Raw genomic sequence first — 25907 nt, 5'->3', positions numbered from 1 at the left:
CACGAATGAGTAAAGGTAAGGTTATTGTAGTCGGCGGTGGTTTAGCTGGCTTAATGGCAACGATTAAGGTTGCAGAAACAGGAACACCAGTAGAATTATTTTCTTTAGTGCCTGTTAAACGCTCTCACTCTGTTTGTGCCCAGGGTGGTATTAATGGAGCAGTAAATACAAAAGGTGAAGGGGATTCCACATGGATTCACTTTGATGACACTGTATATGGCGGAGATTTCTTAGCTAACCAGCCGCCAGTAAAAGCAATGTGTGACGCAGCACCTGGAATTATTCACTTAATGGACCGTATGGGAGTTATGTTTAACCGTACTCCTGAAGGATTACTTGATTTCCGGCGCTTTGGTGGAACACAGCATCACCGTACTGCATTTGCTGGAGCAACCACTGGTCAACAGCTGCTTTATGCATTGGATGAACAAGTTCGCCGCGAGGAAGTAGCAGGCCTTGTAACGAAATATGAAGGCTGGGAATTCCTTGGTGCAGTTGTTGATGACGATGGTGTGTGCCGCGGGATTGTTGCTCAAAACTTAAAAACAATGGAAATTAAATCTTTCTCTGGCGATGCCGTTATTATGGCTACTGGAGGCCCTGGTATTATTTTTGGGAAATCAACTAACTCTGTTATTAATACAGGTTCTGCTGCATCAATCGTTTACCAGCAGGGCGCTTATTATGCGAATGGAGAAATGATTCAAATCCACCCGACTGCCATTCCTGGTGATGATAAACTTCGCTTAATGAGTGAATCAGCACGTGGTGAAGGCGGACGTGTTTGGACATATAAAGATGGAAAGCCTTGGTACTTCTTAGAGGAAAAATATCCTGCCTATGGAAATCTTGTACCACGTGATATTGCAACACGTGAGATTTTCGATGTATGTGTAAATCAAAAACTCGGAATCAATGGCGAGAACATGGTATACCTTGATCTTTCTCATAAAGATCCACATGAATTGGATGTTAAACTCGGCGGTATTATCGAGATTTATGAAAAGTTTATGGGTGATGACCCTCGTAAAGTTCCAATGAAAATCTTCCCGGCTGTTCACTATTCAATGGGTGGCCTTTGGGTTGATTATGATCAAATGACAAGCATTCCAGGGCTATTTGCAGCTGGTGAATGTGATTACTCACAACATGGTGCGAACCGCTTAGGTGCCAATTCCTTGCTTTCTGCCATTTACGGTGGAATGGTCGTTGGTCCAAATGCAGTGAAATATATCAAAGGTCTTGAAAAAAGTTCTGATGCTGTATCTTCTACCGTTTTTGACCGTCATGTCAAAGAACAAGAAGAAAAATGGAATGCTGTTATGTCCTTAAATGGAAATGAAAATGCATATATCCTTCATAAAGAGCTTGGCGAATGGATGACGGATAATGTAACCGTTGTTCGCCACAATGACAGACTATTAAAAACTGACGAGAAAATTCAAGAACTATTAGAACGTTACCAAAAAATTAACATTAATGATACATCTAAATGGAGCAACCAAGGGGCAGCCTTTACTCGTCAATTACAAAACATGCTTCAATTGGCTCGTGTTATTACGATTGGTGCATACAACCGGAATGAGAGCCGCGGTGCTCATTATAAGCCTGACTTCCCTACTCGTAATGATGAGGAATTCTTAAAAACAACAATGGCGAAATTTGTTGACAGTTCTTCCGCACCGGCCTTCCATTATGAAGATGTTGATGTCTCATTAATCAAGCCACGCGAACGCAATTACGCAAAAAGTTAAGGGGGAGTAGGAATAATGTCTGATACTAAAATGGTGAAATTTATTATTTCACGTCAAGATAGCGAAAATACTGCTCCTTATGAGGAGGAATTTGAGGTTCCCTATCGTCCGAATATGAATGTCATTTCGGCGTTAATGGAAATCCGTAAAAACCCTGTCAATGCAAAAGGACAAGCATCTACCCCAATTACTTGGGATATGAACTGTTTAGAGGAAGTCTGTGGTGCTTGTTCGATGGTCATCAACGGCAAACCGCGTCAATCTTGTTCAGCACTGATCGATCAATTGGAGCAGCCAATTCGATTAGCGCCGATGAAGACATTCCCGGTAGTGCGAGACCTTCAAGTTGATAGAAGCAGAATGTTTGACGCTTTAAAGAAAGTAAAAGCGTGGATCCCAATCGATGGTACCTATGATTTAGGACCAGGACCTCGTATGCCTGAGACAAAGCGTCAATGGGCGTATGAACTTTCTAAATGTATGACATGTGGTGTTTGCCTTGAGGCATGTCCAAATGTAAACAGTAAATCAAACTTCATTGGTGCACAGCCGCTTTCACAGGTTCGTCTTTTCAACGCACATCCAACGGGTGCTATGAATAAGGCAGAACGACTTGAAGCGATTATGGGCGATGGCGGACTTGCAAACTGTGGTAATTCACAAAACTGTGTGCAATCTTGTCCAAAAGGTATTCCATTGACAACCTCTATTGCTGCATTGAACCGTGATACAACTATTCAAGCGTTTAGAAGCTTCTTTGGAAGTGACCACGCGTAATTGAGCGAAACCTTCTTTTCTCATGGGGAAAAGAAGGTTTTTTGTCGTTTATTTACGCCGCAAACAAAATTTCATAGGTATGAGGTGCTTTTTTTGATAAAAATCATTCTTCTGTCAGTAAATATAGTCACTACATTTGTATCGTTCACATAAGATATGTTGACTAAATATATACCCACCCCGTGTTCATAACTGGCGAAGGCAAGGAGGGTTACAGTACTTGAAGGAGAATGTTTATAATCATAAACCGTTACTCACCAAACGTGAAAGAGAAGTATTCGAGTTATTAGTACAAGACAAAACAACGAAAGAAATCGCTGGTGAATTATTTATAAGCGAAAAAACGGTTCGGAATCACATTTCAAATGCCATGCAAAAGCTTGGTGTCAAGGGGCGTTCACAAGCAGTTGTAGAGCTCCTTCGAATGGGAGAACTAGAACTTTAACATTGACCGGCATCCTTCTTGGAGGCCGGTTTAATTTTGAATAGATTAAACATAAAAAAGGTAAGCATATTCGAATCGAAATGCTTACCTTTTTTGCCGAAAGGAATGTAAAACCTTCCTATCAGGCATGAGTGAAATTACGCCTCAGTCTTCAATGCGGATTAATGGTACTTAAACAAACTTCTCTGCTTAATTAAAAGCAGGTATTCTTACCATCCTTTGAAACCAAGAGGATAGATTACTTAATACGAATACCGCTCTAAAACCCAGTATAAGTAAGGTTGAGAATAAGCCGTAAATTATATTCAAAGTAACCCCTCCACACTGAAATTTAGTGTTAATAAGTAACACTAGGATTATTGTTAATCTGGAGACTAATTTTATTCGGTGAACTGTATTTTACCATGAACTTTTCCCTGAATTTACGACTTCGACTTGGTGTAACTATATTCTACTTCATCTTTTTCTTCATTATAGTCGACATGTAAATCATGTTGATTGAAAAACCACAAATCCCTTTCTTCAATATAAAATAACAAACCTTCTGCCTCAAATTTCACAATGATATCAAAAGGATCATTATCCACAGTGAAACCAAGTGAAAACCCTTCTTGGACGGGACTGTTTCCATATACCTTCGGATAAAACTTTACTTTATCCCCTTTTTTTAATTCGACTTCTTCCTTAAACCAGTTTAGTGCTGCCGTGCTAATTAAAATTTCCATTCTTTTCTCACCTTTGGCTTTCTATTCATTTTCCTACTTTATTATACTCCAAAGTGTGGCAAACTAATATTTTTCTAATAGTTTCAACTTGAATTTTTAGCAAAAAAGGTAGAAAATAAGAAGAAGCATAAAGTCTGACAACGAGAAACATTACTTTTAAATAGATGAATGTTTTGGAGTAGAGAAGCTTTTATAGGAGTGTATGAGATGAAACTCGAGAATTCACAAACGGCAAATGGGGACATTGTTGCAAATATTGAGAAGGATTTACGTTACATTTCTGGCATCATTAAGCAAAAGGGACGAGAAATGTTAAGCAATTATACGATTACACCTCCACAATTTATCGCCCTGCAATGGCTCTTTGAAGATGGTGATATGACAATTGGGGAACTTTCTACGAAAATGTACTTGGCATGCAGTACAACGACAGATCTTGTTGACCGGATGGAAAAAAATCTTCTCGTAGAACGGGTGAAAAATCCAAACGACCGTCGTGTGGTGAGAATACATTTGCTTGAAGAAGGCAAAAGGATTATTGATGAAGTAATTAAAAAGCGTCAAGTTTACTTAGAAGAAGTGTTAGTGGATTTCACCCCGGAAGAAATTCATGTTCTTCAAAAAAGCTTAACGAAATTGCATCAGGAAATGCGTTAAAAGAGGCGATACGTTTTGAAACAAGCTATTGGTGTGATGGATTCTGGCGTCGGCGGATTAACCGTTGCCAAAGAGGTGATGCGTCAGCTTCCAAATGAGAAAATCATTTATTTGGGAGATACGGCACGATGCCCATATGGTCCGAGAACAACAAAGGAAGTTAAGAGGTTCACATGGGAGATGACCTCTTTTTTATTAGAGAAGAAAGTTAAAATGCTCGTCATTGCGTGTAATACCGCTACAGCTGCGGCGTTAGACGAGATTCGCAAGGAATTGCCGATTCCAGTCTTAGGGGTAATTAATCCTGGAGCACGTGCGGCCATTAAGAAGACCAAGAATTATCGGGTCGGGATTATTGGCACTGAGGGTACTGTAAAAAGCGGGGCATACGAAAGAGCATTAAAATCATTAAATAGTCGGCTTTTTGTTAAAGCGCATGCCTGTCCTAAATTCGTTCCGCTTGTTGAGAGTAACGAGTTTGGAGGTCCGATTGCTGAAAAAATTGTCAACGAAGCCCTCAAACCGATGCTCAATGAAAAATTGGATACACTGATTTTAGGCTGTACCCATTATCCGTTGTTAGAGCCCGTGATAAAACATGTCATGGGTGAGTCTGTCAGCGTTATTAGTTCGGGTGACGAGACAGCACATGAAATAAGTGCAATTCTTCAGTACAATGGGTTATTAGATACATGCGAGGATGATCCAGTACATGAATTTTACACCACTGGTTCAAGAAGAATATTCTCAAAAATCGCCTCACAATGGCTGGGATATCCAATTATCGACGTCAAAAAAATTAAACTATAAAACAAAGGTGTCAGGCACCACTCGTGGACAAATGTCCACGAGCGGTGCCTGACACCTTTTAATTTTGTTCTATTTTTTTCCGTAAGTCGGTCTAATTTATTAGAAGGCTCGTATACATAGTAGTACAAACTGTCTTAGGGGGAATAGTTATGTCTAAAAATAAAGCAAAGATCCTTGTGTCGACTGTGCTTACATCATCAGTTCTACTCTCAGGTTGTGGTTTATTTGGGATAGAAACAGAAAAGAAAATCGATCCGCCGAAGAGTGTGACGATCAAGGATGATACAACAAGTAAGAAAACGACAACTAAAGAGACAAGTAAAGAAGCGCAGGCAAACACCGTCAAAACTGAACTATATCTAGTAGATAAAGACGGCTATGTCGTTCCGCAAACATTGGATCTGCCGAAAACCAGTTCGGTTGCTAAACAGGCACTTGAATATTTAGTGACGAATGGACCAGTAACTGATAAACTCCCAAATGATTTCCGGGCTGTTCTCCCAGAGGATACGGAGCTTTCTGTAAATATTGATAAAGAGGGCGTTGCAACGGTTAACTTTTCAAAAGAGTTTAAAAATTATCAAGCGGAAGATGAGATGAAAATACTCCAATCTGTCACTTGGACACTGACACAGTTTGATAATGTGAAAACTGTCAAGCTAAAAATGAATGGTCACGATTTAACTGAAATGCCTGTGAACGGAACACCCATTAGCGAAAATCTCTCCAGAGCAACCGGTATCAACCTGGATACTTCGAATGTGACGGATATTACTAATACCAAACCTATTACGGTTTACTATATTGGCGGTGAAGAAGGCTCTTATTATTATGTACCCGTCACACGCCGGGTCAGCAATAGCGAAAAAGATAACTATGTAGCGGTTGTTAATGAATTAATCAAAGGTCCAAGTGAAAAATCACCTCTAGTTTCTGAGTTTATGTCAGATGTTGAGCTCCTTGAGGCTCCGAAATATGAAGATGGAAAAGTCACTTTGAACTTTAATGAAAATATTTTTGGAAGCTTTAAGGAAAAAGAAGTTTCACAGCATTTATTAGATGCATTAGTGCTTTCCCTTACTGAACAAGAGGGCGTAGAAAAAGTAGCTATTCAAGTTAAGGGTAAGGCAGATCTTAAAAATGATAGCGGGAAGAAATTAACTGAACCTGTAACTCGACCAGAAAAAGTCAATACAGGTAGTTTTTAAAAAAAAATATTTGTTATACTATATAGGGACAATGAAAGAGGTTGGCTTAGATGCCGCCTCTTCTTTATTTGGTATTTAATGAATATGAATGTACCAATTCAAAAATAAAAGGAGGTAGTAATGGTGCGCGTTGATGGTAGAGAACCGTTACAACTAAGACCCATACATATTGAACCCAATTATTTAATGCACCCAGAGGGATCTGTCTTAATCTCTGTAGGGAATACGAAAGTGATCTGTGCAGCGAGCATCGAGGACAGAGTGCCTCACTTTATGAGAGGGGAAGGCAAAGGCTGGATAACGGCGGAGTATTCCATGCTGCCACGAGCAACAGAAACAAGGAACATTCGCGAATCTTCCAAAGGAAAGGTTTCCGGTCGAACGATGGAAATTCAGCGGCTAATCGGCCGCGCACTTAGAGCAATAGTCGATTTAAGTGCACTAGGTGAGAAAACAGTTTGGATTGATTGTGATGTCATCCAGGCAGATGGCGGAACCCGAACAGCCTCAATCACGGGGGCTTTTGTCGCAATGGCACTCGCATTAAATGCATTTTCTGAGAAAAAGTCCTTTGCAAAATTCCCGATTACAGATTATTTAGCGGCGACAAGTGTCGGAATCCTGCAAAATAATCAAACCGTCCTTGATTTAAACTATGCTGAGGATTCTAAGGCCCAGGTGGATATGAATGTAGTTATGACGGGCAATGGAGAATTTGTTGAACTGCAGGGGACAGGAGAGGAAGCGACATTCTCCTACGAACAGCTCCAAGGCCTGCTTAGTGCAGCCCAAGAAGGACTAATGGAACTATTTGAACATCAAAAATCAGTACTGGGTGAAGAAATTACCAAAAAGATTGAAAGTAGAAGGCAGAAATAAGTGATCTATGTTTCAGGGAGGTAAGAAGGAGGACGCGCTACTCTCGTATATGAGTGAAATACTCTCGGATAGGGTGGAGTTACTCTCGGATATGAGTGAAATACTCTCGGATAAGGTGGAGTTACTCTCGGATATGAGTGAAATACTCTCTGATAAGAATGATATACTCCCGTTTATCTATAATAATCTGATAAAACTTAATTTTTTTTGGCCGTGTTAAAGGTTAATGTTGANNAGGGGAGACCCCGCAGGAGTGCAGCGACGAGAAGGCTCCCTGGACCCGCCCGCGGAAAACGAAGTGCCTGGAGAGGAAATCAACAGACTAGTTTAACACAGCCTATTTATTAAAAAAATAAGAGGCGATTGAAATGAAGGAAGTTATTATTGCAACTAAAAATCCAGGAAAAGCGAGGGAATTTGAACATATCTTTTCGTCAAGAGGGATTACAGTTCGCACCTTGCTAGATTATCCTGATATTCCTGAAGTGGAGGAAACTGGCACAACCTTTGAAGAAAATGCGACTTTGAAGGCGGTTGCGGTCTCCAAAGCACTTGGACAAATGGTCATTGGCGACGATTCAGGCTTAATCGTGGACGCCCTAGAAGGGAGACCAGGGATTTATTCAGCACGATATGCGGGCGAACCGAAAAATGACCAGAACAATACCGATAAAGTATTGTCTGAATTAGAAGGTATTCCCGAGGAGAAGCGGACGGCAAGGTTCTACTGTGCCTTGGCAGTCGCAGTTCCAGGGCAAGAAACAGAAACGGTGTCAGGCACCTGTGAAGGACGAATTCTTGAAGCGAGAAGAGGTACAAATGGGTTTGGCTATGATCCGGTTTTTTATGTGCCTGAGAAGGGCTTATCGATGGCCGAGCTATCATCGGAAGAAAAAAACAAGATCAGCCATCGTGCGAATGCCTTGAAAAAGCTAGATGTGGTCTTGGATGAAATTTTAGAAAGAGCGGAGCAGTAATGAGTAAGGTTTTAATTGTTAGTGATAGCCATGGATTAACCAAGGAACTCCGTGTAATAAGAGAAAGACATTTAGATGAGGTCGATTTAATGATTCACTGCGGTGATTCGGAATTATCTCCAGATGACGCAGCAATTTCCGGCTATCTAACGGTAATGGGAAATTGTGATTTTGGTGGAGGATTCCCACTTGAGACAACTTCTGAAGTGGCGGGGCGCAAGTTTTTTATTACCCACGGCCACCGTTATTCCGTTAAGACCTCTTTGATGAATATAAAATATAAAGCACAGGAAGTAAATGCGAATATCGCCTGTTTCGGACACTCACATGTCCTTGGTGCGGAAGTGATTGATGGGATCTTATTTTTAAATCCAGGCAGCATCCGTCTGCCGAGGGAACGTTTTGAAAAGACTTATATCATTCTGGATTTGGAGAATGAAAAGATTAAAATGTCGGTTTTTGAAGTAAGTGGCCAGGAGGTTACGGAACTAGCCCGTGAGTTTGTCCTGTCATAATTAAGTGGGAGAATTCCTCTCCCTTTTTCTTTTTTTAAAAAAATAGTAGAAAGTGTGTTGACTTTTTGATCTTATGATAATATAATAAATCTTGTCTTAAACAACTTATATGTCCCAGTAGCTCAGCTGGATAGAGCAACGCCCTTCAAGAAAATAGGAGCCTTTATAGGGAAACAAGAACCTATAAAGTGGACGACACTATATCGGTGAAGCCTTAACAGATTATGCTGATGGTAATACCGAGGAAACTTACGCCTTGCATAAGGAAGAGAAATCTTGAATGACTGATATATCAGTGGTAGAGATTTTAAGAAATAATCATTTTGATTATCGTGAGGTTCCGTAGAGACTACACGTGTCGCACCTGAAATGGTGAAGATATAGTCCAGACCACAAACAGCTTTGTTTGGTGACGAAAGTCATAGTGGTAAGCTAAGGCGTGGGTCGGGAGTTCGAATCTCTCCTGGGACGCTATACTACATACTAGAGGAAAAAACTCACTTTTTATAAGTGGGTTTTTTTCTGTTTTATTATGCAAATTGTTGAAGGGTGGAAATAAAATGAAACATCATACTAAAAGTAAAGGAGACCTAGGTGTTCTAAAGGCTCAGGTTGATCTTTATGAAAAGGGCTATATGATTTTACTCCCCCATACAGAGCATGCACATGCTAAATGTAAAATTTGCAAAAAATTATCGAGAAGTTCCTTAACAAGAAATTAGTAACTGAACAATTGATACTTCTGAGCCGAATCATTATTTTTTTTTACCCTTTATTTATGCTAAACTAATTCCCATGACAATCCTAAGGACGGTTTTTTTATGAAAAAAAGGGAACGTGTGAAACGAATAGATAATATAGTCTTTTTTCCCGGCCTTGAAAAAAGATTAACCGACAAAGGTCTCGAAAACCTTGAGAAGAAAAAATTTAAAGAAGCGATCAATCTATTGGAAGAAGCAAGAGAATATGACCCTGACAATGACGAAATTTTGATTGGACTGGTTCTTGCTTATTTTGAAGCTTCTTCTTTTCAAAAAGCGAAAGCACTCGCCAAGGAAATGCTCCATAAGGGGATTGGTGATTACCTTCAGATGGTCGACCTCTATTTGACAGTATTGATCCAACTCCATGAATATCATGAAATTGTGTCAACCGTCGAAGCGCTTTTAGAAGAAAAAGAGATTCCGCCGGAAAAACATGATCATTTTCTAACGATCCTTCAGTTCAGCCGAAGGATGGCAGAGAACAGTCAACTAGATCTTGAAGAGAACGAGCCAGAGGAAACAACGGTCCAAGAGTTAAACCTATTTGCGAATGAGAATCTAAACGAACAAATGCTCCTCATCTCAAGCTTAGCCGAGAAAAATATTCGCCCCTACCTCCATGAAATTGCTGATTATTTAGAAGCGGAAGCAGGTCATCCATTTTTAAAAACGATTCTCTTAACTCTTTTAAAAGAGCAGGAAATTGATAGAGAACTTTTGATCAGGAAATTTGGCGTGGATAAGAAAGTTATTCCAACACAACTTCCTGAGGTTAGAGAAGAACCAAGAATGCGTGAGATAAAAGCTTTTCTAGAATCTCATCTGGAAAGCGAAAACCCTGGTCTTTTTGAAAATACGAGCGGAATGGTTGAGCGTAATTTTTTTATAAGCTATCCGTTCGAATTAGAGCCCGAAAGTACTCATGCGTGGGCCGCCGCCTTTCACTACTTGGCACAAGATTATATGGGGATAAATACAAGTATGGATGATCTTTCCAAGAAATACGGTGTATCTGTTCGGGAAATCGAAGAAGCTATCTCAAAAATTGAGGAAATTGAGAAAATTTCTTATCCTAATATATAGGCTCGCTGTTGAAAGAAATCAATCCTATGTTATAATGTAGTGGTTGCATTGTGTAAAAAACTATATTTTACATTTAAAAAAAGGAAATTAGCTTTGATAGAAAGTGATTTCCAAACTACTCAAATTCGTTACGAATGATATGAGAATAGATTGTTGGAGGGAAAATGTATGTCAGCAAAATGGGAAAAGTTAGAAGGAAACCGTGGCGTTCTTACTGTTGAAGTAAGTGCGGACAAAGTAAACGAAGGTTTAAACGCGGCATTCCAAAAGGTTGTAAAGCAAGTTAACGTTCCAGGTTTCCGTAAAGGAAAAATGCCACGTCAAATGTTCGAAAAGCGTTTTGGTGTAGAATCTCTATATCAAGATGCATTAGATATTCTTCTTCCTGAAGCATATGGAAGCGCAATTGACGAAACTGGAATCGAGCCAATCGACCGTCCAGACATCGACATCGAGCAAATGGAAAAAGGCAAAGAACTTATCTTCAAAGCTACTGTTCAAGTTAAGCCTGAAGTAACATTAGGCGAATACAAAGGTTTAGAAGTAGAAGCATTAGACACAAACGTGACTGATGAAGATGTTGCTAACGAATTAAAAACTCTTCAAGAGCGCCAAGCTGAACTTGTTGTTAAAGAAGAAGGTACAGTAGAAAACGGCGATACAGTTGTTCTAGATTTCGAAGGATTCGTTGATGGCGTTGCTTTCGAGGGCGGAAAAGCTGAAAATCATTCACTTGAAATCGGATCTGGATCATTCATCCCAGGTTTTGAAGAGCAATTAGTAGGACTAGCTGCTGGTGAATCTAAAGACGTGGAAGTAACATTCCCTGAAGAATATCATGCAGCTGAACTTGCTGGTAAGCCTGCAGTTTTCAAAGTAACTATTCATGAAATTAAAGGAAAAGAACTTCCTGAATTAGATGACGAGTTTGCTAAAGATGTGGATGATGAAGTTGAAACATTAGATGCGCTTAAAGAGAAAATCAAAACTCGTTTAGAAAACAGCAAGAAGCACGAAGCTGAGCACCATTTACGTGATACTGTTGTTGAAAAAGCTGCTGCAAATGCAGAAGTTGAAATTCCAGAAGTGATGGTTACTAACGAAGTAAACCGTATGCTTCAAGAATTCGAACAACGTTTACAAATGCAAGGTATGAACCTTGAATTATACTTCCAATTCTCAGGTCAAGATGAAAATGCTTTACGTGAGCAAATGAAAGAAGAAGCTGTAAACCGCGTACGTGTGAACTTAACACTAGAAGCGATTGCTAAGGCTGAAAACCTAGAAGTAACTGACGAAGAAGTTAATGCTGAACTTGAAAACATGGCTGGCATGTACAACATGACTGTTGATAGCATTAAACAAGCTCTAGGTGGACTTGAAGGTATCCAATCAGACCTTAAACTTAAAAAAGCAGTAGACTTTCTTGTTGAAAACAAGAAGTAATTAGAAAAGCTCCAGTGACCGTTTTGCGAAGTACACTAGTCGCAGGTCACTGGAGCTAGACAATTAACTTGTATAATGCAAGGCACGATATATATCGTGCCTTGTTTTATACATTTCTACAAATACATATTATAATAAGAAGTGGGAACATTTTTAACAATGGGCAGGAAATCATCTCGACCAAGGCGAATTAAAATATAAAATAATTTCCAGACAGCTTTAAGATTTATTTTTATCGTAATGGTTAAGATTAAAGAATACATAAGTGTTTTAAAATGAATTACACAAACAAACGGAAAACTATTTACCTTAAGCTTTTTATTTCCAGTCCATTGGCATTCTGTGTTACAATGCAACATACATACTATTTAATAATTAGAGAGAGACATGACTTTTGTTTGTGTAATTCGCTGCTTTGCATATGATACTAACATGTTTTAAGGGGTGAAAGGATTTGTTTAAATTTAATGATGAAAAAGGTCAATTAAAGTGTTCCTTCTGTGGTAAAACACAGGACCAAGTTCGTAAATTGGTTGCCGGGCCTGGAGTTTACATATGTGACGAATGTATTGAACTTTGTACCGAAATCGTTGAGGAAGAGCTTGGAACAGAAGAAGAAGTAGAATTTAAAGATGTACCAAAGCCGAAGGAAATTTGTGAAATTCTTGATGAATATGTTATTGGTCAAGATCAAGCAAAAAAATCACTTTCAGTGGCAGTATACAATCACTACAAGCGTATCAATTCGAATAGCAAAATTGATGATGTTGAACTTGCTAAGAGTAACATCTGTATGATTGGACCAACAGGAAGTGGTAAAACATTACTTGCCCAAACATTGGCTCGTATTTTGAATGTACCATTTGCTATTGCTGATGCTACTTCACTAACGGAAGCTGGATATGTTGGGGAAGATGTTGAGAACATTTTATTAAAATTAATCCAATCTGCTGATTATGATGTAGAAAAGGCAGAAAAAGGGATTATTTATATTGATGAGATTGATAAAATTGCCCGTAAATCAGAAAATCCATCGATTACAAGAGATGTTTCTGGTGAAGGCGTTCAACAAGCTTTATTAAAAATTCTTGAAGGTACGGTTGCAAGTGTTCCTCCACAAGGTGGAAGAAAACACCCGCATCAAGAATTTATCCAAATCGATACAACAAATATCCTCTTTATTTGCGGTGGAGCATTTGATGGCATTGAACCAATTATTAAACGCCGTTTAGGTCAAAAAGTAATTGGATTTGGATCCGATATTAAACAGCAGGAAGTTTCACAGAAAGAACTTCTATCAAAAGTACTACCAGAAGACTTACTTCGATTTGGATTAATTCCAGAATTTATCGGACGTCTTCCAGTAATTGCGAGCCTCGAGCAGTTAGATGAAGCAGCATTAATTGAAATTTTAACGAAGCCGAAAAATGCGCTTGTTAAACAATATCAAAAAATGCTTGAAATCGACGATGTTGAGCTTCAATTTGAAGAGGGTGCTTTGACTGAAATTGCCAAAAAGGCAATTGAGCGCAAAACTGGTGCACGTGGTCTACGTTCCATCATTGAAGGAATTATGTTGGATGTCATGTTCGACCTTCCTTCACGTGATGACATTACCAAGTGTGTCATTACCAAAGAAACAGTCATTAACAATGGTGTTCCAAAACTCTTATTAGAAGATGGAACCGTCGTTGCTGAAGAGAAATCTGCATAATTCAGCAAAAGGCCTGGCATTAGCCAGGTCTTTTTTTTTGCTTTTTATTGGTAATGAGCGAATTTTCAGGATGAATGGGCGAATTTTCTCTATTGATGAGCGAATCTCATAGTCCAATGAGCGAATTTCATCCTTCAATGAGCGAATCCAATTTCTCCGCCCTATCTCCCGAAACAGTTTCTTACGAATATGTGGTTTATTCCAACCCACTGCAGGAAATACTTATTAATATATATTTAGTAAAAAGTTGAAGTGCAGGAGGGAAATGTATGAGTTGGACGGGGATTGCCTTATTTATACAGCTATTCTTCGGAATCATTATTGGGCTGTATTTTTGGAATTTGCTTAGGAATCAGCGGACACAAAAAGTATCCATTGATCGGGAATCCCGAAAGGAAATGGAGCAGCTTCGCAAAATGAGATCTATTTCACTTTCAGAACCATTAGCTGAAAAAGTACGGCCTTCAAGCTTTCAAGATATTGTCGGCCAAGAAGATGGAATTAAATCATTAAAAGCAGCACTATGTGGACCAAATCCCCAGCATGTGATCATTTATGGACCGCCTGGAATTGGAAAAACAGCAGCTGCACGCCTTGTATTAGAAGAAGCGAAAAAAAATCGTAAATCACCTTTTAAACCTGAATCTGTATTTATTGAACTAGATGCAACGACCGCACGATTTGATGAAAGAGGAATTGCTGACCCGTTAATCGGTTCAGTCCATGATCCCATCTATCAAGGAGCAGGGGCCATGGGACAAGCCGGAATCCCGCAGCCAAAGCAAGGGGCAGTGACCAATGCACATGGCGGGGTCCTTTTTATCGATGAAATCGGAGAATTGCATCCGATTCAAATGAATAAGCTCTTAAAGGTATTAGAGGATCGGAAGGTTTTCCTTGAAAGTGCGTATTATCATGAGGAAAATAATCAAATTCCAACCCATATCCATGATATTTTTAAAAATGGCCTGCCAGCTGACTTTCGGTTAATTGGGGCAACGACAAGGACACCAAGTGAAATTCCCCCTGCGATACGGTCGCGATGTATGGAGGTATTCTTCCGGGATTTAACCCAGGAAGAAATTGTGGAAATTGCGAATAAGGCTGCCCAAAAAGTGAACCTGCAAATCAACGAAACAGGCGTCAATACACTATCGAACTATGCAAGGAATGGGCGCGAAACAGTGAATTTAATCCAAATTGCGGCAGGACTTGCAATCACGGAAGAAAGAAATTATATCAAGGATGAAGATATTGAGTGGGTCATCCATGCGAGCCAAATGTCCCCAAGAATGGAACGTAAAATTAATGATTTATCCCATGTAGGTCTTGTGAATGGCTTGGCCGTTTATGGGCCGAACTCCGGTGCACTATTAGAAATTGAAGTGACCGTCATTCCTGCAAAAGATAAGGGGACCATCAATATCACAGGGATTGTTGATGAAGAAAGTATCGGCGGACAAGGCAAATCGATTCGCCGAAAGAGTATGGCGCGCGGTTCCATTGAAAACGTAATTACCGTGTTACGATCAATGGGTGTCCCAGCAAATGACTTTGATATCCATGTGAATTTCCCGGGCGGTGTTCCAATCGACGGCCCATCGGCAGGAATTGCTATGGCAACGGGGATTTATTCAGCGATTTATAAAATTCCAATCGACAACACGGTTGCCATGACGGGAGAAATTAGTATCCATGGAAATGTCAAACCGATTGGCGGGGTGTATCCAAAGGTAAAAGCCGCGAAAAAAGCAGGCGCAAAAACAGTGATCATTCCAGAAGAAAATATGCAAACTATCTTAAATGAGATTGATGGAATAAAAATTGTTCCGGTTTCCCACCTACATGAAGTATTCGAGATTGCTCTAGTCAATGATTATCAAAGAATGGATGCGATCCCTGCATCGATTGAACTATCTAAAAAAGAGAGTATTTAATGAAAAACTTCGGTTTGTGGCCCATCAGACAAACCGAAGTTTTTTTTGTCAAAAGATTTCTCCCATCATTATAGAAAGAATTCGGAATGATTGGGGAAAATAAACGTATGCTGAAAAGAGAAAATCACCTGCATTCTCTAAAAATAGACACTTAAAAATAAATAGGATAGAATTGTACAAAGACCATTCTGATTTTGCAGTGAAAAATTGTTTGCATGTGGAGGTGCAGTAATTTGACGAAAAAGAACGAATTGATCGTCCCCCTCCTGCCGCTTCGAGGATTGCTCGTCTATCCAACCATGGTCCTGCATTTAGATGTTGGACGTGAAAGATCAGTACAAGCACTTGAAAAAGCAATGGTAGATGACCATTTAATTTTCTTAACCACTCAGAAGGAAGTTTCCATTGATGACCCTTCTGAAGAGGATTTATACACGATAGGTACATTAACAAAAGTAAAACAAATGCTTAAACTGCCAAACGGCACGATAAGAGTATTGGTAGAAGGTTTAAACCGTGGGGAAATCACTTCCTTTCATGATGAAGAAGACTACTATGCGGTGACAATCATTACCTATGATGACCCAGTGACAAAGGATGTCGAAGATCAAGCCCTAATGAGAACCATGCTTGACTATTTCGAACAATACATAAAATTATCGAAGAAAATTTCTGCAGAGACCTATGCATCTGTTGCAGATATTGAAGAGCCTGGCAGAATGGCAGATATCATTTCCTCCCACTTACCAATTAAGTTGAAGGAAAAGCAGGAAATCCTGGAAACGACAGATATCAAAGAAAGAGTAAACAAAGTAATTGATATCATTCATAATGAGAAAGAAGTCTTAAATTTAGAGAAAAAGATTGGTCAGCGTGTCAAGCGTTCGATGGAACGGACACAAAAAGAGTATTATTTACGTGAGCAAATGAAAGCGATACAAAAGGAATTGGGCGATAAAGAGGGCAAAACCGGTGAAATTGCCGAGCTTACGAAAAAAATTGAACAAGCAGGCATGCCTGAACATGTGCTAAAAGCTGCACAAAAGGAACTAGATCGATATGAGAAGGTTCCGTCTAGTTCAGCAGAAAGTGCCGTAATTCGAAATTACATCGATTGGCTGATTAGTCTCCCTTGGTCGAATAAAACGGAGGATGACATTGACATTAACCGTGCTGAAAAAATCTTAAATCAGGACCATTATGGTCTTGAAAAGGTAAAGGAACGTGTCCTCGAATATTTGGCTGTTCAAAAGCTGACCAACTCGTTAAAAGGACCAATCCTTTGTCTAGCAGGGCCTCCAGGGGTTGGTAAAACAAGCCTGGCTCGTTCGATTGCGTCGTCGCTCAATCGTCATTTTGTTCGTGTATCACTTGGCGGAGTACGTGATGAATCCGAGATCCGCGGCCATCGCAGGACTTATGTCGGGGCGATGCCAGGGCGAATCATCCAAGGAATGAAAAAAGCAGGTACCATTAACCCTGTCTTTTTACTCGATGAAATTGATAAAATGTCCAGTGATTTCCGCGGGGACCCTTCGAGTGCCATGCTGGAAGTTCTAGATCCTGAACAAAATAGTAATTTTAGCGATCATTATATAGAAGAAACCTATGATCTTTCAAAGGTCATGTTTATCGCGACAGCCAACAACCTATCAACCATTCCTGGACCATTATTAGACAGAATGGAAATTATCACAATTGCCGGCTACACAGAACTTGAAAAGGTTCATATTTGTAGAGATCATTTGCTTCCAAAACAAATGAAGGAAAATGGTCTTTCCAAGGGAGTTCTCCAAGTCCGCGATGATGCGATTCTAAAAGTCGTTCGTTACTATACACGGGAAGCAGGCGTTCGAAGTTTAGAACGTCAGATGGCGACTCTTTGCCGGAAGACTGCAAAAATTATTGTTTCCGGTGAAAAGAAGCGCGTCATCATTACTGACAAGAATATTGAAGAGTTTTTAGGAAAAACAAGATTCCATTATGGAATGGCAGAAAGTGAAGATCAGGTCGGAGTAGCAACGGGGTTAGCTTATACAACCGTAGGCGGAGACACACTTCAGATTGAAGTATCTTTAGCTCCTGGTAAAGGGAAACTCGTATTAACTGGGAAGCTTGGCGATGTTATGAAGGAATCCGCGCAAGCTGCGTTTAGTTATATCCGTTCAAAAGCGGAAGAACTAGGGATTGAAGAAGACTTCCATGAAAAATATGATATCCATATACATGTGCCTGAAGGTGCTGTTCCAAAGGATGGACCATCAGCAGGGATCACCATGGCAACAGCACTGGTATCCGCATTGTCCGGCAGACCTATCCGCCGTGAAGTAGGGATGACAGGAGAGATTACATTAAGAGGAAGAGTCCTTCCGATTGGCGGTTTGAAAGAAAAGACCCTTAGTGCCCATCGAGCCGGATTGACGAAGATTATTCTTCCAAAAGATAATGAAAAGGATATTGATGATATCCCAGAAAGCGTAAGGAATGAACTAGATTTTGTCCTTGTTTCCCATGTGGATGAAGTCTTGAGGCATGCCCTTTTAGAAGGTGAAGTATAATGAAAGTAGTTAGTTCAGAAATTGTCATCAGTGCTGTAAAGCCAGAACAATACCCAGAAACAGATTTACCTGAATTTGCACTTGCTGGCCGATCCAATGTTGGTAAATCTTCTTTTATCAATAAAATGCTTAATCGAAAAGGTCTGGCAAGAATTTCCTCCAAGCCAGGAAAAACACAAACGCTTAATTTCTACTTAATAAATGAAATGCTTCATTTTGTGGATGTTCCAGGTTACGGCTACGCGAAAGTGTCTAAATCAGAGCGTGCTGCCTGGGGGAAAATGATCGAAACCTATTTTACATCACGCGAGCAACTAAGAGCAGCTGTGCAAATTGTTGACCTTAGACATCCACCATCAAAGGATGATGTGATGATGTATGATTTTTTAAAGCATTATGAGATCCCTTGTATTATCATCGCAACAAAGGCGGATAAGATTCCAAAGGGAAAATGGCAAAAGCATTTAAAAGTTGTCCGAGAGACATTAGACCTTGATAAAAATGACCAAATGATTCTTTTCTCCTCTGAAACTGGACTTGGAAAAGATGAAGCATGGTCAGCACTAAAGAGCTATATGTAAAAAAGAAACGCCTGGCATTTGCGCCAGGCGTCATTTTTTTCTCTTCAGTAAAAAATAAATACCCATAACAATAAGCAGGGCAGGCCAAAACTTCCACACTAAACTCATTCCGTTTTGGAGTAAATCAAAATATGCTGTAATTTTATCATAAAATAAGAGAAGAACAGCTAAAATAAGAAAAAGGAATGCTTGAAATAGACCAGTATTCGTCTTTTGAAAGCGCAGGAAAAAGCCTACAGAAATAATTAATATTAGCACTCCAATCGTGTTACTTGGCCAAAAGGACATCTTACCGACCAGATGAAAATGGAGTCCAAAGCCAGCCATAATGACTCCTGGAAGAATTGCCTCATAGTCATGTGCAGAATACCCCTGACCTAGAAAAGCAATTCCGACAATAATCAGTAGTGTCGGCCATGTGAAAAATTGTTGAAAAATAGTTATGCCGGTTTGCTGCAACAGAAAGTAAGCACCAAAGCCGATGAGAATGATCCCAGGAAAAATTCGTTGATTCTTCATTAAAAACACCACACTTCCAGTAAGGTTCTCTTGAATCTTGTCCATTTTTTTGATACTGTACATAAGGAAGTATATTAAAAAAATATTTATCATGATTAAGCAAATAAAGGAAACGCTGCTAAACTGTTCCAGGTGGATTGTTAATCAGCGGCTTTACTTAAATATATTAACATATAGTTTCGTTTTCTGTTCACATTTTACGAGCAAAAGTCGAAATTGTTCATGATATAATCATACTAGCTAAGTTGTAATATCTATTGGGGGTGTCCTTACAAATGCATACATTAGTGATCGGTATAAACTATAAAACTGCCCCTGTTGAAATACGCGAGCGGTTGTCATTTGATGAAGCCGACCTTGCAAATGCCATAAAAAAGCTCAATACAAAAAAAAGCATCCTAGAAAATATCATCTTGTCTACATGTAATCGTACGGAAATTTATGCGGTGGTAGACCAATTACATACTGGCCGCTATTATATTAAAGAATTTCTGTCCGAATGGTTCGGATTAGAACAAAAAGAATTTTCTCCGTTCTTATTTGTGTATGAAGATGATGGGGCGATTGATCATTTATTTAACGTGACTTGCGGACTTAATTCCATGGTTTTAGGAGAAACACAAATCCTTGGACAGGTTCGTACGAGTTTTATGTTGGCGCAGCAAGAAGCAACGACAGGTACTGTATTTAACCATTTGTTTAAACAAGCGATTACCCTTGCCAAACGTGCTCATTCAGAAACTGATATTGGTGCCAATGCCGTTTCTGTCAGCTATGCAGCCGTTGAATTGGCCAAGAAAATTTTTGGATCACTTGCTAATAAACATGTGTTAATTTTCGGAGCAGGAAAAATGGGAGAATTAGCTGCTCAAAACCTTCACGGTAATGGCGTGAAGCAAGTTACGGTAATTAACCGAACCTATGAAAAGGCAATTGATTTAGCGAATCGTTTCAGCGGTAAAGCGAGAAAAATGGCTGAATTAGAGAAATTATTGGTGGAAGCTGACATCCTGATCAGTTCAACTGGTGCGAAGGACTTTGTTATTTCAAAAGAAATGATGGCCGGCATTGAGAAAAAACGCAAAGGGAAGCCGTTATTTATGGTGGACATTGCTGTACCACGCGACTTAGATCCTAGAATTGGTGACCTTGAAAATGTCTTTTTATACGATATCGATGATTTAGAAGGAATTGTCGAGGCCAACTTGCAAGAGCGTAAGAAAGCAGCAGAACGAATCATGCTCATGATTGAAAAGGAAATCGTGGATTTCAAGCATTGGCTTGGAACGCTTGGAGTAGTACCAGTCATCTCAGCACTGAGAGAAAAAGCCCATGCGATTCAATCTGAAACGATGGTAAGTTTGGAAAGGAAATTGCCAAATTTAACAGAACGTGACTTAAAAGTTTTAAATAAGCATACCAAAAGTATCATCAATCAGCTCTTAAAGGATCCGATCTTACAAGCAAAAGAATTGGCTGCGCGACCTGACGCAAATCAGGCAATGGAATTATTCATGAAAATTTTTAATATTGAAGAGCTTGTCCAAGAACAACATTCGAAAGCAGCCGAAACCAATCAAATACCGGTTACAACACCGCGGGCTTCCTTTCAGTCATAAGGGGTACCTTCTATGTTTAATGTCTTTATGACAAGGCTTCACGAATTAACCGTTGTTCTTTACGCCTTTAGTGTGTTGTTATATTTTTTCGATTTCCTACATCATAACCGGAAGGCAAACCGTATTGCTTTCTGGTTACTTGCGTTTGTATGGATTTTGCAAACCGTCTTTCTCGGAATCTATATGTATAAAACAGGCAGATTCCCGGTATTAACGATTTTTGAGGGACTTTATTTTTATGCGTGGATATTGGTTACATTATCCATTGTGATTAATCATTTATTACGGGTTGATTTTATCGTTTTTTTCACGAATATCCTTGGCTTTACGGTGATGGCGATTCATACATTTGCCCCAATGCAATATAGTTCGCATATCATGGCGAAGCAGCTTGTTTCCGAACTGTTGTTAATTCATATTACGATGGCTATTCTTTCATATGGTGCATTTTCCCTATCCTTTGTTTTCTCATCATTATATTTGCTTCAATATGATTTATTAAAAAGGAAAAAATGGGGCACAAGGCTCATCCGGCTTGCCGACTTAGATAAACTCGAAAAATCATCCTACATATTGGCTGTGATCGGTGTGCCAATGCTGCTGCTAAGTTTGATTTTAGGACTGCAGTGGGCCTTTCTTAAGGTTCCCGGGATGCCTTGGTACGATATGAAAATCGTTGGATCATTTCTGTTATTAATAGCTTATAGTATCCTTTTATATTTGCATATTATGAAAAATTTATCTGGCAGAAAACTGGCCATTTGGAATACTGCGGCATTTTTAATTGTCCTAATTAATTTTTTCTTATTTGGTAGATTATCATCTTTTCATTTATGGTATGCGTAGGGCATAACCACCTCAGGAGGCACATTCATGAGAAAAATCATTGTAGGTTCTAGACGAAGCAAACTGGCTTTAACACAAACAAATTGGGTGATGGACCAATTGAAGAAGTTGGACCCACGTTTCGAATTTGAAGTGAAAGAAATCGTCACGAAAGGGGATCAAATTCTAAATGTTACCCTTTCAAAAGTTGGCGGTAAAGGATTATTTGTAAAAGAAATCGAGCAGGCTATGCTTGATAAAGAGATTGATATGGCCGTGCATAGTATGAAAGACATGCCGGCTGTTTTACCAGAAGGACTAACAATTGGCTGTATCCCATTCCGTGAGGATCACCGTGATGCGCTCATCTCCAGAGGACATGTAAAGCTAAAAGATTTAAAACCCGGTGCGATTATCGGGACAAGCAGCCTGCGCCGCAGTGCTCAGTTATTAGTGGCACGTCCAGATTTAGAGATTAAATGGATCCGTGGTAACGTAGATACAAGATTAGCAAAATTAGAAACGGAAGAATACGATGCGATTATTCTAGCAGCTGCAGGCCTATCACGCCTTGGCTGGGCTTCAGACGTAGTTACTGAATTTTTGGATGCGGACCTTTGTATTCCAGCTGTGGGTCAAGGGGCTTTATCGATTGAATGCCGTGAAGATGATAAAGAACTTCTAGAACTTTTCGAAAAATTCACTTGTAAGAAAACAGAAAGAGCGGTTCGTGCCGAGCGGGCCTTCCTTCAAAAAATGGAGGGCGGGTGTCAGGTACCAATTGCCGGCTTCGCCTATGTGGCAGACAATGATGAAATCGTCCTAAATGTGTTAGTGGCTTCCCCGGAAGGACATGAAATCATTAAAGAAGAGGTAAGAGGTCATCACCCAGAAGAACTTGGTATTCAGGCAGCCGACCTGTTAATTCAAAAAGGTGGTAAGGACCTGATTGAGAAGGTAAAACGGGAGCTCGAGGGTCTATGACCCAAACGTTACCTTTGCTTGATAAAACCGTTCTTGTTCCAAGAGGAGAAAATCAAGCAAAATCCTTTTCACAGCTGGTTGAAAGGTTCGGAGGGATTCCAATCGAAATCCCTCTTATTGCTTTTCGTCCAATTGAAAAAAATCAACGCCTTTACCATTCATTATTGGCACTTGATACATATGACTGGATTATTTTTACTAGCAATGTCACAGTAGAAACCTTCTTTTCTTTTTTTAATAAAAGAGAGATAGGCGGGTCGTTTCCAAGAATCGCTGTGATTGGAAAAAAGACAGCAGAGGTTTTGGAAGCTATGGGATTCTCACCTGAGTTTGTTCCGTCCGCTTATGTGGCAGAAACGTTCGTGGAAGAATTTCGTCCATTATTGGATAGGGATGCACGGGTGCTTCTTCCGAAAGGAAATCTTGCCCGAGAGTATATCGCCAGGACCTTAACTGAACGTGGTGCACGTGTGGATGAGGTTGTCATTTACGAAACATACCTGCCCGATGAAAGCCGCGATAAGCTGGCACGGATGCTAGCGGATCACAAACTCGATATCCTTACCTTTACAAGCCCATCAACAGTTGACCATTTAATGGCTGTTGTGAAGCAGTATGGACTGAATGAGCAGTTAGGTAACTGTCTTATTGGCTGTATTGGGCCTGTTACAGAGAAAAAATTACGCGACTATGGACTAACCGTCCATGCGTCACCCAAAGAGTTCACCGTAAAAGAAATGATTAATAGCATTATTGCTTATTTAGAGACGGAGGAATAATAAATGGAACTTCAATTTAAACGTCATCGCCGCTTACGCTCAAGTGCGAGCATGCGTTCACTAGTTCGTGAAAATCATCTGAAAGCAGAGGACTTCATTTATCCACTTTTTATTTATGAAGGTGAAAATATCCGCAATGAAGTGTCATCCATGCCGGGTGTTTACCAAGTTTCGATGGACCATTTAGAAGCAGAAATGGAAGATATCGTCGCACATGGAATTAAGTCGGTCCTGCTTTTCGGGATTCCAAAAACGAAAGATGCATGCGGTGAGCAGGCCTATCATGACCATGGAATCGTTCAGGTAGCTACTCGTTTTATCAAAGAAAAATTCCCTGAAATTATTGTCGTTGCAGATACTTGTCTTTGCGAATATACAAGCCACGGTCATTGTGGAGTGGTAGAAGGGGAGAAGATTCTTAACGATCAATCCCTTGAATTGCTTGTAAAAACAGCTATTGCGCAGGCAGAAGCAGGGGCAGACATTATTGCCCCATCTAACATGATGGACGGCTTTGTTGCAGCTATCCGTGCAGGATTGGATGAAGCAGGCTTTACGGAGATTCCAATTATGTCTTATGCCGTGAAATACGCATCCGCTTTCTACGGTCCTTTCCGTGAAGCAGCTGAGGGTGCACCGCAATTTGGTGATCGGAAGACTTATCAAATGGATCCTGCGAACCGGTTGGAGGCATTTAGAGAAGCAGAATCTGATGTCGCTGAAGGGGCAGACTTTTTAATCGTGAAACCAGGGATGCCATACCTTGATATCGTCCGTGATATGAAAAATACCTTTAATTTACCGATTGTTATTTATAATGTAAGCGGAGAATATGCAATGGTTAAAGCGGCAGCACAAAACGGCTGGATTGATGAAAAAAACACCGTGCTTGAAATGTTAATGGGCATGAAACGTGCGGGTGCAGACTTGATCATTACTTATGCTGCAAAAGATGCGGTTCGCTGGTTACGAGAAGACCAATAATTTGAAAAGAGGGAACGGTATGCGTTCGTATACAAAGTCGATAGAAGCATTTAAAGAAGCCCAAGCTATTATGCCAGGTGGTGTAAATAGTCCGGTACGTGCGTTTAAATCAGTAAATATGGACCCGATTTTTATGGAACGAGGCAAAGGGTCAAAAATTTATGATATTGATGGCAATGAATACATTGACTACGTCCTTTCATGGGGACCACTCATCCTCGGTCATACGAATGACCGCGTCGTAGAAAGCTTGAAAAAGGTTGCTGAACTTGGAACAAGTTTCGGTGCACCAACATTAATGGAGAATAAACTAGCTAATCTTGTGATTGAACGTGTCCCATCCATCGAAGTGATTCGGATGGTATCATCAGGAACAGAAGCAACAATGAGTGCACTTCGCTTAGCAAGAGGGTATACAGGACGTAATAAGATTTTGAAATTTGAAGGCTGTTACCATGGGCACGGGGATTCCCTGTTGATTAAGGCTGGTTCGGGCGTGGCTACTCTAGGCTTACCTGACAGCCCAGGCGTACCCGAAGGGGTAGCCTCAAATACTATCACAGTCGCTTACAATGACCTTGAAGGCGTAAAATATGCGTTTGAACAATATGGTGAGGATATTGCCTGTATCATTGTTGAGCCTGTTGCTGGGAACATGGGGCTGGTGCCGCCGCTTCCTGGATTCTTAGAAGGACTCCGTGAGATTACGTCAGCGAACGGCTCATTGCTTATTTTTGATGAAGTTATGACTGGCTTCCGTGTGGGTTATAACTGTGCCCAAGGCTATTTTAATATCACTCCTGATATTACTTGTCTTGGTAAAGTAATCGGCGGTGGACTTCCGGTTGGAGCGTACGGCGGGAAAGCAGAAATCATGAAGCAGATTGCCCCAAGCGGTCCAATTTATCAAGCGGGTACCCTTTCTGGTAACCCACTTGCAATGACAGCAGGTTATGAAACTCTATGCCAATTAACTCCAGAGCATTATGCGGAATTTATCCGTAAGGGTGATTTATTGGAAAAAGGTTTCAAGGCTGCAGCTGAAAAATATGATGTTCCCATCACATTTAACCGTGCAGGTTCAATGATCGGCTTCTTCTTTACGAATGAAGCAGTCATTAATTATGATGTAGCAAAATCATCTAATTTGGAATTCTTCGCTGCATATTATCGTGAGATGGCACTACAAGGAATTTTCTTACCGCCATCCCAGTTTGAAGGCTTGTTCTTATCTACAGAGCATTCAGATGCGGATATTGAAAAAACCATCCGTGCGGCTGAAATTGCATTTTCTAAGCTTAAATAACATTGTTTTCGGCACCCACCTTTATAGGTGGGTGTTTTTGTATGTTTTTTTATCATAAAAA

At 40.1% G+C, this 25907-nt stretch carries 23 protein-coding genes and 1 pseudogene; 22 read left to right on the top strand and 2 right to left on the bottom strand.

Going from position 1 to position 25907, the window contains the following annotated elements; genetic code table 11:
- The first annotated feature begins 5 nt into the window (after positions 1–5).
- The 3 genes from sdhA (at position 6) to gerE (ending at position 2976) form a co-directional block, all read left to right on the top strand.
- Complete coding sequence (sdhA, locus tag COJ96_RS14075; protein WP_098574288.1) at positions 6–1754, top strand: succinate dehydrogenase flavoprotein subunit; 1749 nt, start codon at positions 6–8, stop codon at positions 1752–1754.
- Between the two features lie 15 nt (positions 1755–1769).
- Complete coding sequence (gene sdhB / locus COJ96_RS14070; RefSeq protein ID WP_026563390.1) at positions 1770–2531, top strand: succinate dehydrogenase iron-sulfur subunit; 762 nt, start codon at positions 1770–1772, stop codon at positions 2529–2531.
- A 220-nt stretch (positions 2532–2751) separates the two neighbouring features.
- Complete coding sequence (gerE, locus tag COJ96_RS14065) at positions 2752–2976, top strand: spore germination transcription factor GerE (RefSeq protein ID WP_026563391.1); 225 nt, start codon at positions 2752–2754, stop codon at positions 2974–2976.
- Positions 2977–3398: 422 nt separating this feature from the next.
- On the opposite strand, the gene COJ96_RS14060 is transcribed toward gerE, so the two are convergent.
- Entirely contained in the window at positions 3399–3701 is a 303-nt protein-coding gene (locus COJ96_RS14060; RefSeq protein ID WP_098574286.1) for a HesB/YadR/YfhF family protein, read from the bottom strand.
- Between the two features lie 207 nt (positions 3702–3908).
- Here COJ96_RS14060 and COJ96_RS14055 point away from each other — a divergent pair, with 207 nt between their 5' ends.
- The 13 genes and pseudogenes from COJ96_RS14055 to yihA all read left to right on the top strand — a co-directional run bounded on the left by COJ96_RS14055 (position 3909) and on the right by yihA (position 18830).
- Complete coding sequence (locus tag COJ96_RS14055) at positions 3909–4358, top strand: MarR family winged helix-turn-helix transcriptional regulator (RefSeq protein ID WP_098574284.1); 450 nt, start codon at positions 3909–3911, stop codon at positions 4356–4358.
- A 15-nt stretch (positions 4359–4373) separates the two neighbouring features.
- On the top strand, positions 4374–5168 hold the full coding sequence (gene racE / locus COJ96_RS14050) for a glutamate racemase (RefSeq protein WP_098574282.1): 795 nt from the start codon (positions 4374–4376) through the stop codon (positions 5166–5168).
- Between the two features lie 149 nt (positions 5169–5317).
- Positions 5318–6376, top strand: a complete 1059-nt coding sequence (locus COJ96_RS14045) for a GerMN domain-containing protein (RefSeq protein ID WP_098574280.1) — start codon at positions 5318–5320, stop codon at positions 6374–6376.
- Between the two features lie 123 nt (positions 6377–6499).
- On the top strand, positions 6500–7255 hold the full coding sequence (rph, locus tag COJ96_RS14040; RefSeq protein WP_098574602.1) for a ribonuclease PH: 756 nt from the start codon (positions 6500–6502) through the stop codon (positions 7253–7255).
- Positions 7256–7623: 368 nt separating this feature from the next.
- A complete protein-coding gene (locus COJ96_RS14030) occupies positions 7624–8232 on the top strand; it encodes an XTP/dITP diphosphatase (protein WP_098574275.1) in 609 nt (202 codons plus the stop codon).
- Positions 8232–8747 carry a metallophosphoesterase family protein gene (locus COJ96_RS14025; RefSeq protein ID WP_098574271.1) on the top strand — a complete coding sequence of 172 codons (516 nt, stop codon included), beginning with the start codon at positions 8232–8234 and terminating at the stop codon, positions 8745–8747. Before COJ96_RS14030 ends, COJ96_RS14025 begins: the two co-directional genes overlap by 1 nt.
- Before the next feature lie 560 nt (positions 8748–9307).
- A pseudogene (locus COJ96_RS30115) lies at positions 9308–9412 on the top strand (group I intron-associated PD-(D/E)XK endonuclease); the annotation flags it as partial.
- A 156-nt stretch (positions 9413–9568) separates the two neighbouring features.
- Positions 9569–10594, top strand: a complete 1026-nt coding sequence (locus COJ96_RS14020; protein ID WP_098574269.1) for a tetratricopeptide repeat protein — start codon at positions 9569–9571, stop codon at positions 10592–10594.
- Between the two features lie 168 nt (positions 10595–10762).
- Complete coding sequence (gene tig / locus COJ96_RS14015; RefSeq protein WP_098574267.1) at positions 10763–12040, top strand: trigger factor; 1278 nt, start codon at positions 10763–10765, stop codon at positions 12038–12040.
- 454 nt (positions 12041–12494) lie between these two features.
- Positions 12495–13754 carry an ATP-dependent protease ATP-binding subunit ClpX gene (gene clpX, locus COJ96_RS14010; RefSeq protein WP_026563401.1) on the top strand — a complete coding sequence of 420 codons (1260 nt, stop codon included), beginning with the start codon at positions 12495–12497 and terminating at the stop codon, positions 13752–13754.
- A 269-nt stretch (positions 13755–14023) separates the two neighbouring features.
- The gene (gene lonB / locus COJ96_RS14005; protein WP_098574265.1) at positions 14024–15691 is read left to right on the top strand and encodes an ATP-dependent protease LonB; all 1668 of its coding nucleotides are present in this window, start codon (positions 14024–14026) and stop codon (positions 15689–15691) included.
- Positions 15692–15924: 233 nt separating this feature from the next.
- The gene (gene lon, locus COJ96_RS14000; protein WP_098574264.1) at positions 15925–18249 is read left to right on the top strand and encodes an endopeptidase La; all 2325 of its coding nucleotides are present in this window, start codon (positions 15925–15927) and stop codon (positions 18247–18249) included.
- On the top strand, positions 18249–18830 hold the full coding sequence (yihA, locus tag COJ96_RS13995; protein WP_098574262.1) for a ribosome biogenesis GTP-binding protein YihA/YsxC: 582 nt from the start codon (positions 18249–18251) through the stop codon (positions 18828–18830). The genes lon and yihA overlap by 1 nt, the downstream gene beginning before the upstream one ends.
- A gap of 30 nt (positions 18831–18860) precedes the next feature.
- On the opposite strand, the gene COJ96_RS13990 is transcribed toward yihA, so the two are convergent.
- On the bottom strand, positions 18861–19349 hold the full coding sequence (locus tag COJ96_RS13990; protein WP_098574260.1) for a LiaF transmembrane domain-containing protein: 489 nt from the start codon (positions 19347–19349) through the stop codon (positions 18861–18863).
- A 275-nt stretch (positions 19350–19624) separates the two neighbouring features.
- Here COJ96_RS13990 and hemA point away from each other — a divergent pair, with 275 nt between their 5' ends.
- Genes hemA through hemL form a run of 6 tightly spaced genes read left to right on the top strand, consistent with a single transcriptional unit; the run spans position 19625 to position 25846 of the window.
- Positions 19625–20968 (top strand): glutamyl-tRNA reductase, encoded by a 1344-nt coding sequence (gene hemA, locus COJ96_RS13985; protein ID WP_098574258.1) that lies wholly within the window; start codon positions 19625–19627, stop codon positions 20966–20968.
- Between the two features lie 12 nt (positions 20969–20980).
- Complete coding sequence (locus tag COJ96_RS13980) at positions 20981–21814, top strand: cytochrome C assembly family protein (protein WP_098574256.1); 834 nt, start codon at positions 20981–20983, stop codon at positions 21812–21814.
- Positions 21815–21841: 27 nt separating this feature from the next.
- Positions 21842–22777 (top strand): hydroxymethylbilane synthase, encoded by a 936-nt coding sequence (gene hemC / locus COJ96_RS13975; RefSeq protein ID WP_098574254.1) that lies wholly within the window; start codon positions 21842–21844, stop codon positions 22775–22777.
- Positions 22774–23556 carry a uroporphyrinogen-III synthase gene (locus COJ96_RS13970; protein ID WP_098574252.1) on the top strand — a complete coding sequence of 261 codons (783 nt, stop codon included), beginning with the start codon at positions 22774–22776 and terminating at the stop codon, positions 23554–23556. The genes hemC and COJ96_RS13970 overlap by 4 nt, the downstream gene beginning before the upstream one ends.
- 3 nt (positions 23557–23559) lie before the next feature.
- Positions 23560–24540 (top strand): porphobilinogen synthase, encoded by a 981-nt coding sequence (gene hemB, locus COJ96_RS13965; RefSeq protein WP_098574250.1) that lies wholly within the window; start codon positions 23560–23562, stop codon positions 24538–24540.
- 19 nt (positions 24541–24559) lie between these two features.
- Positions 24560–25846, top strand: coding sequence for a glutamate-1-semialdehyde 2,1-aminomutase (gene hemL / locus COJ96_RS13960; protein WP_098574248.1), 1287 nt, complete (start codon positions 24560–24562; stop codon positions 25844–25846).
- Positions 25847–25907: the final 61 nt, after the last annotated feature.

Origin of the sequence: Bacillus sp. AFS073361, from assembly GCF_002567005.1 — a bacterium.
In the GTDB taxonomy this organism is placed as follows: Bacteria; Bacillota; Bacilli; order Bacillales; family Cytobacillaceae; genus Neobacillus.
This window is presented reverse-complemented; position numbering and strand designations above follow the sequence as displayed.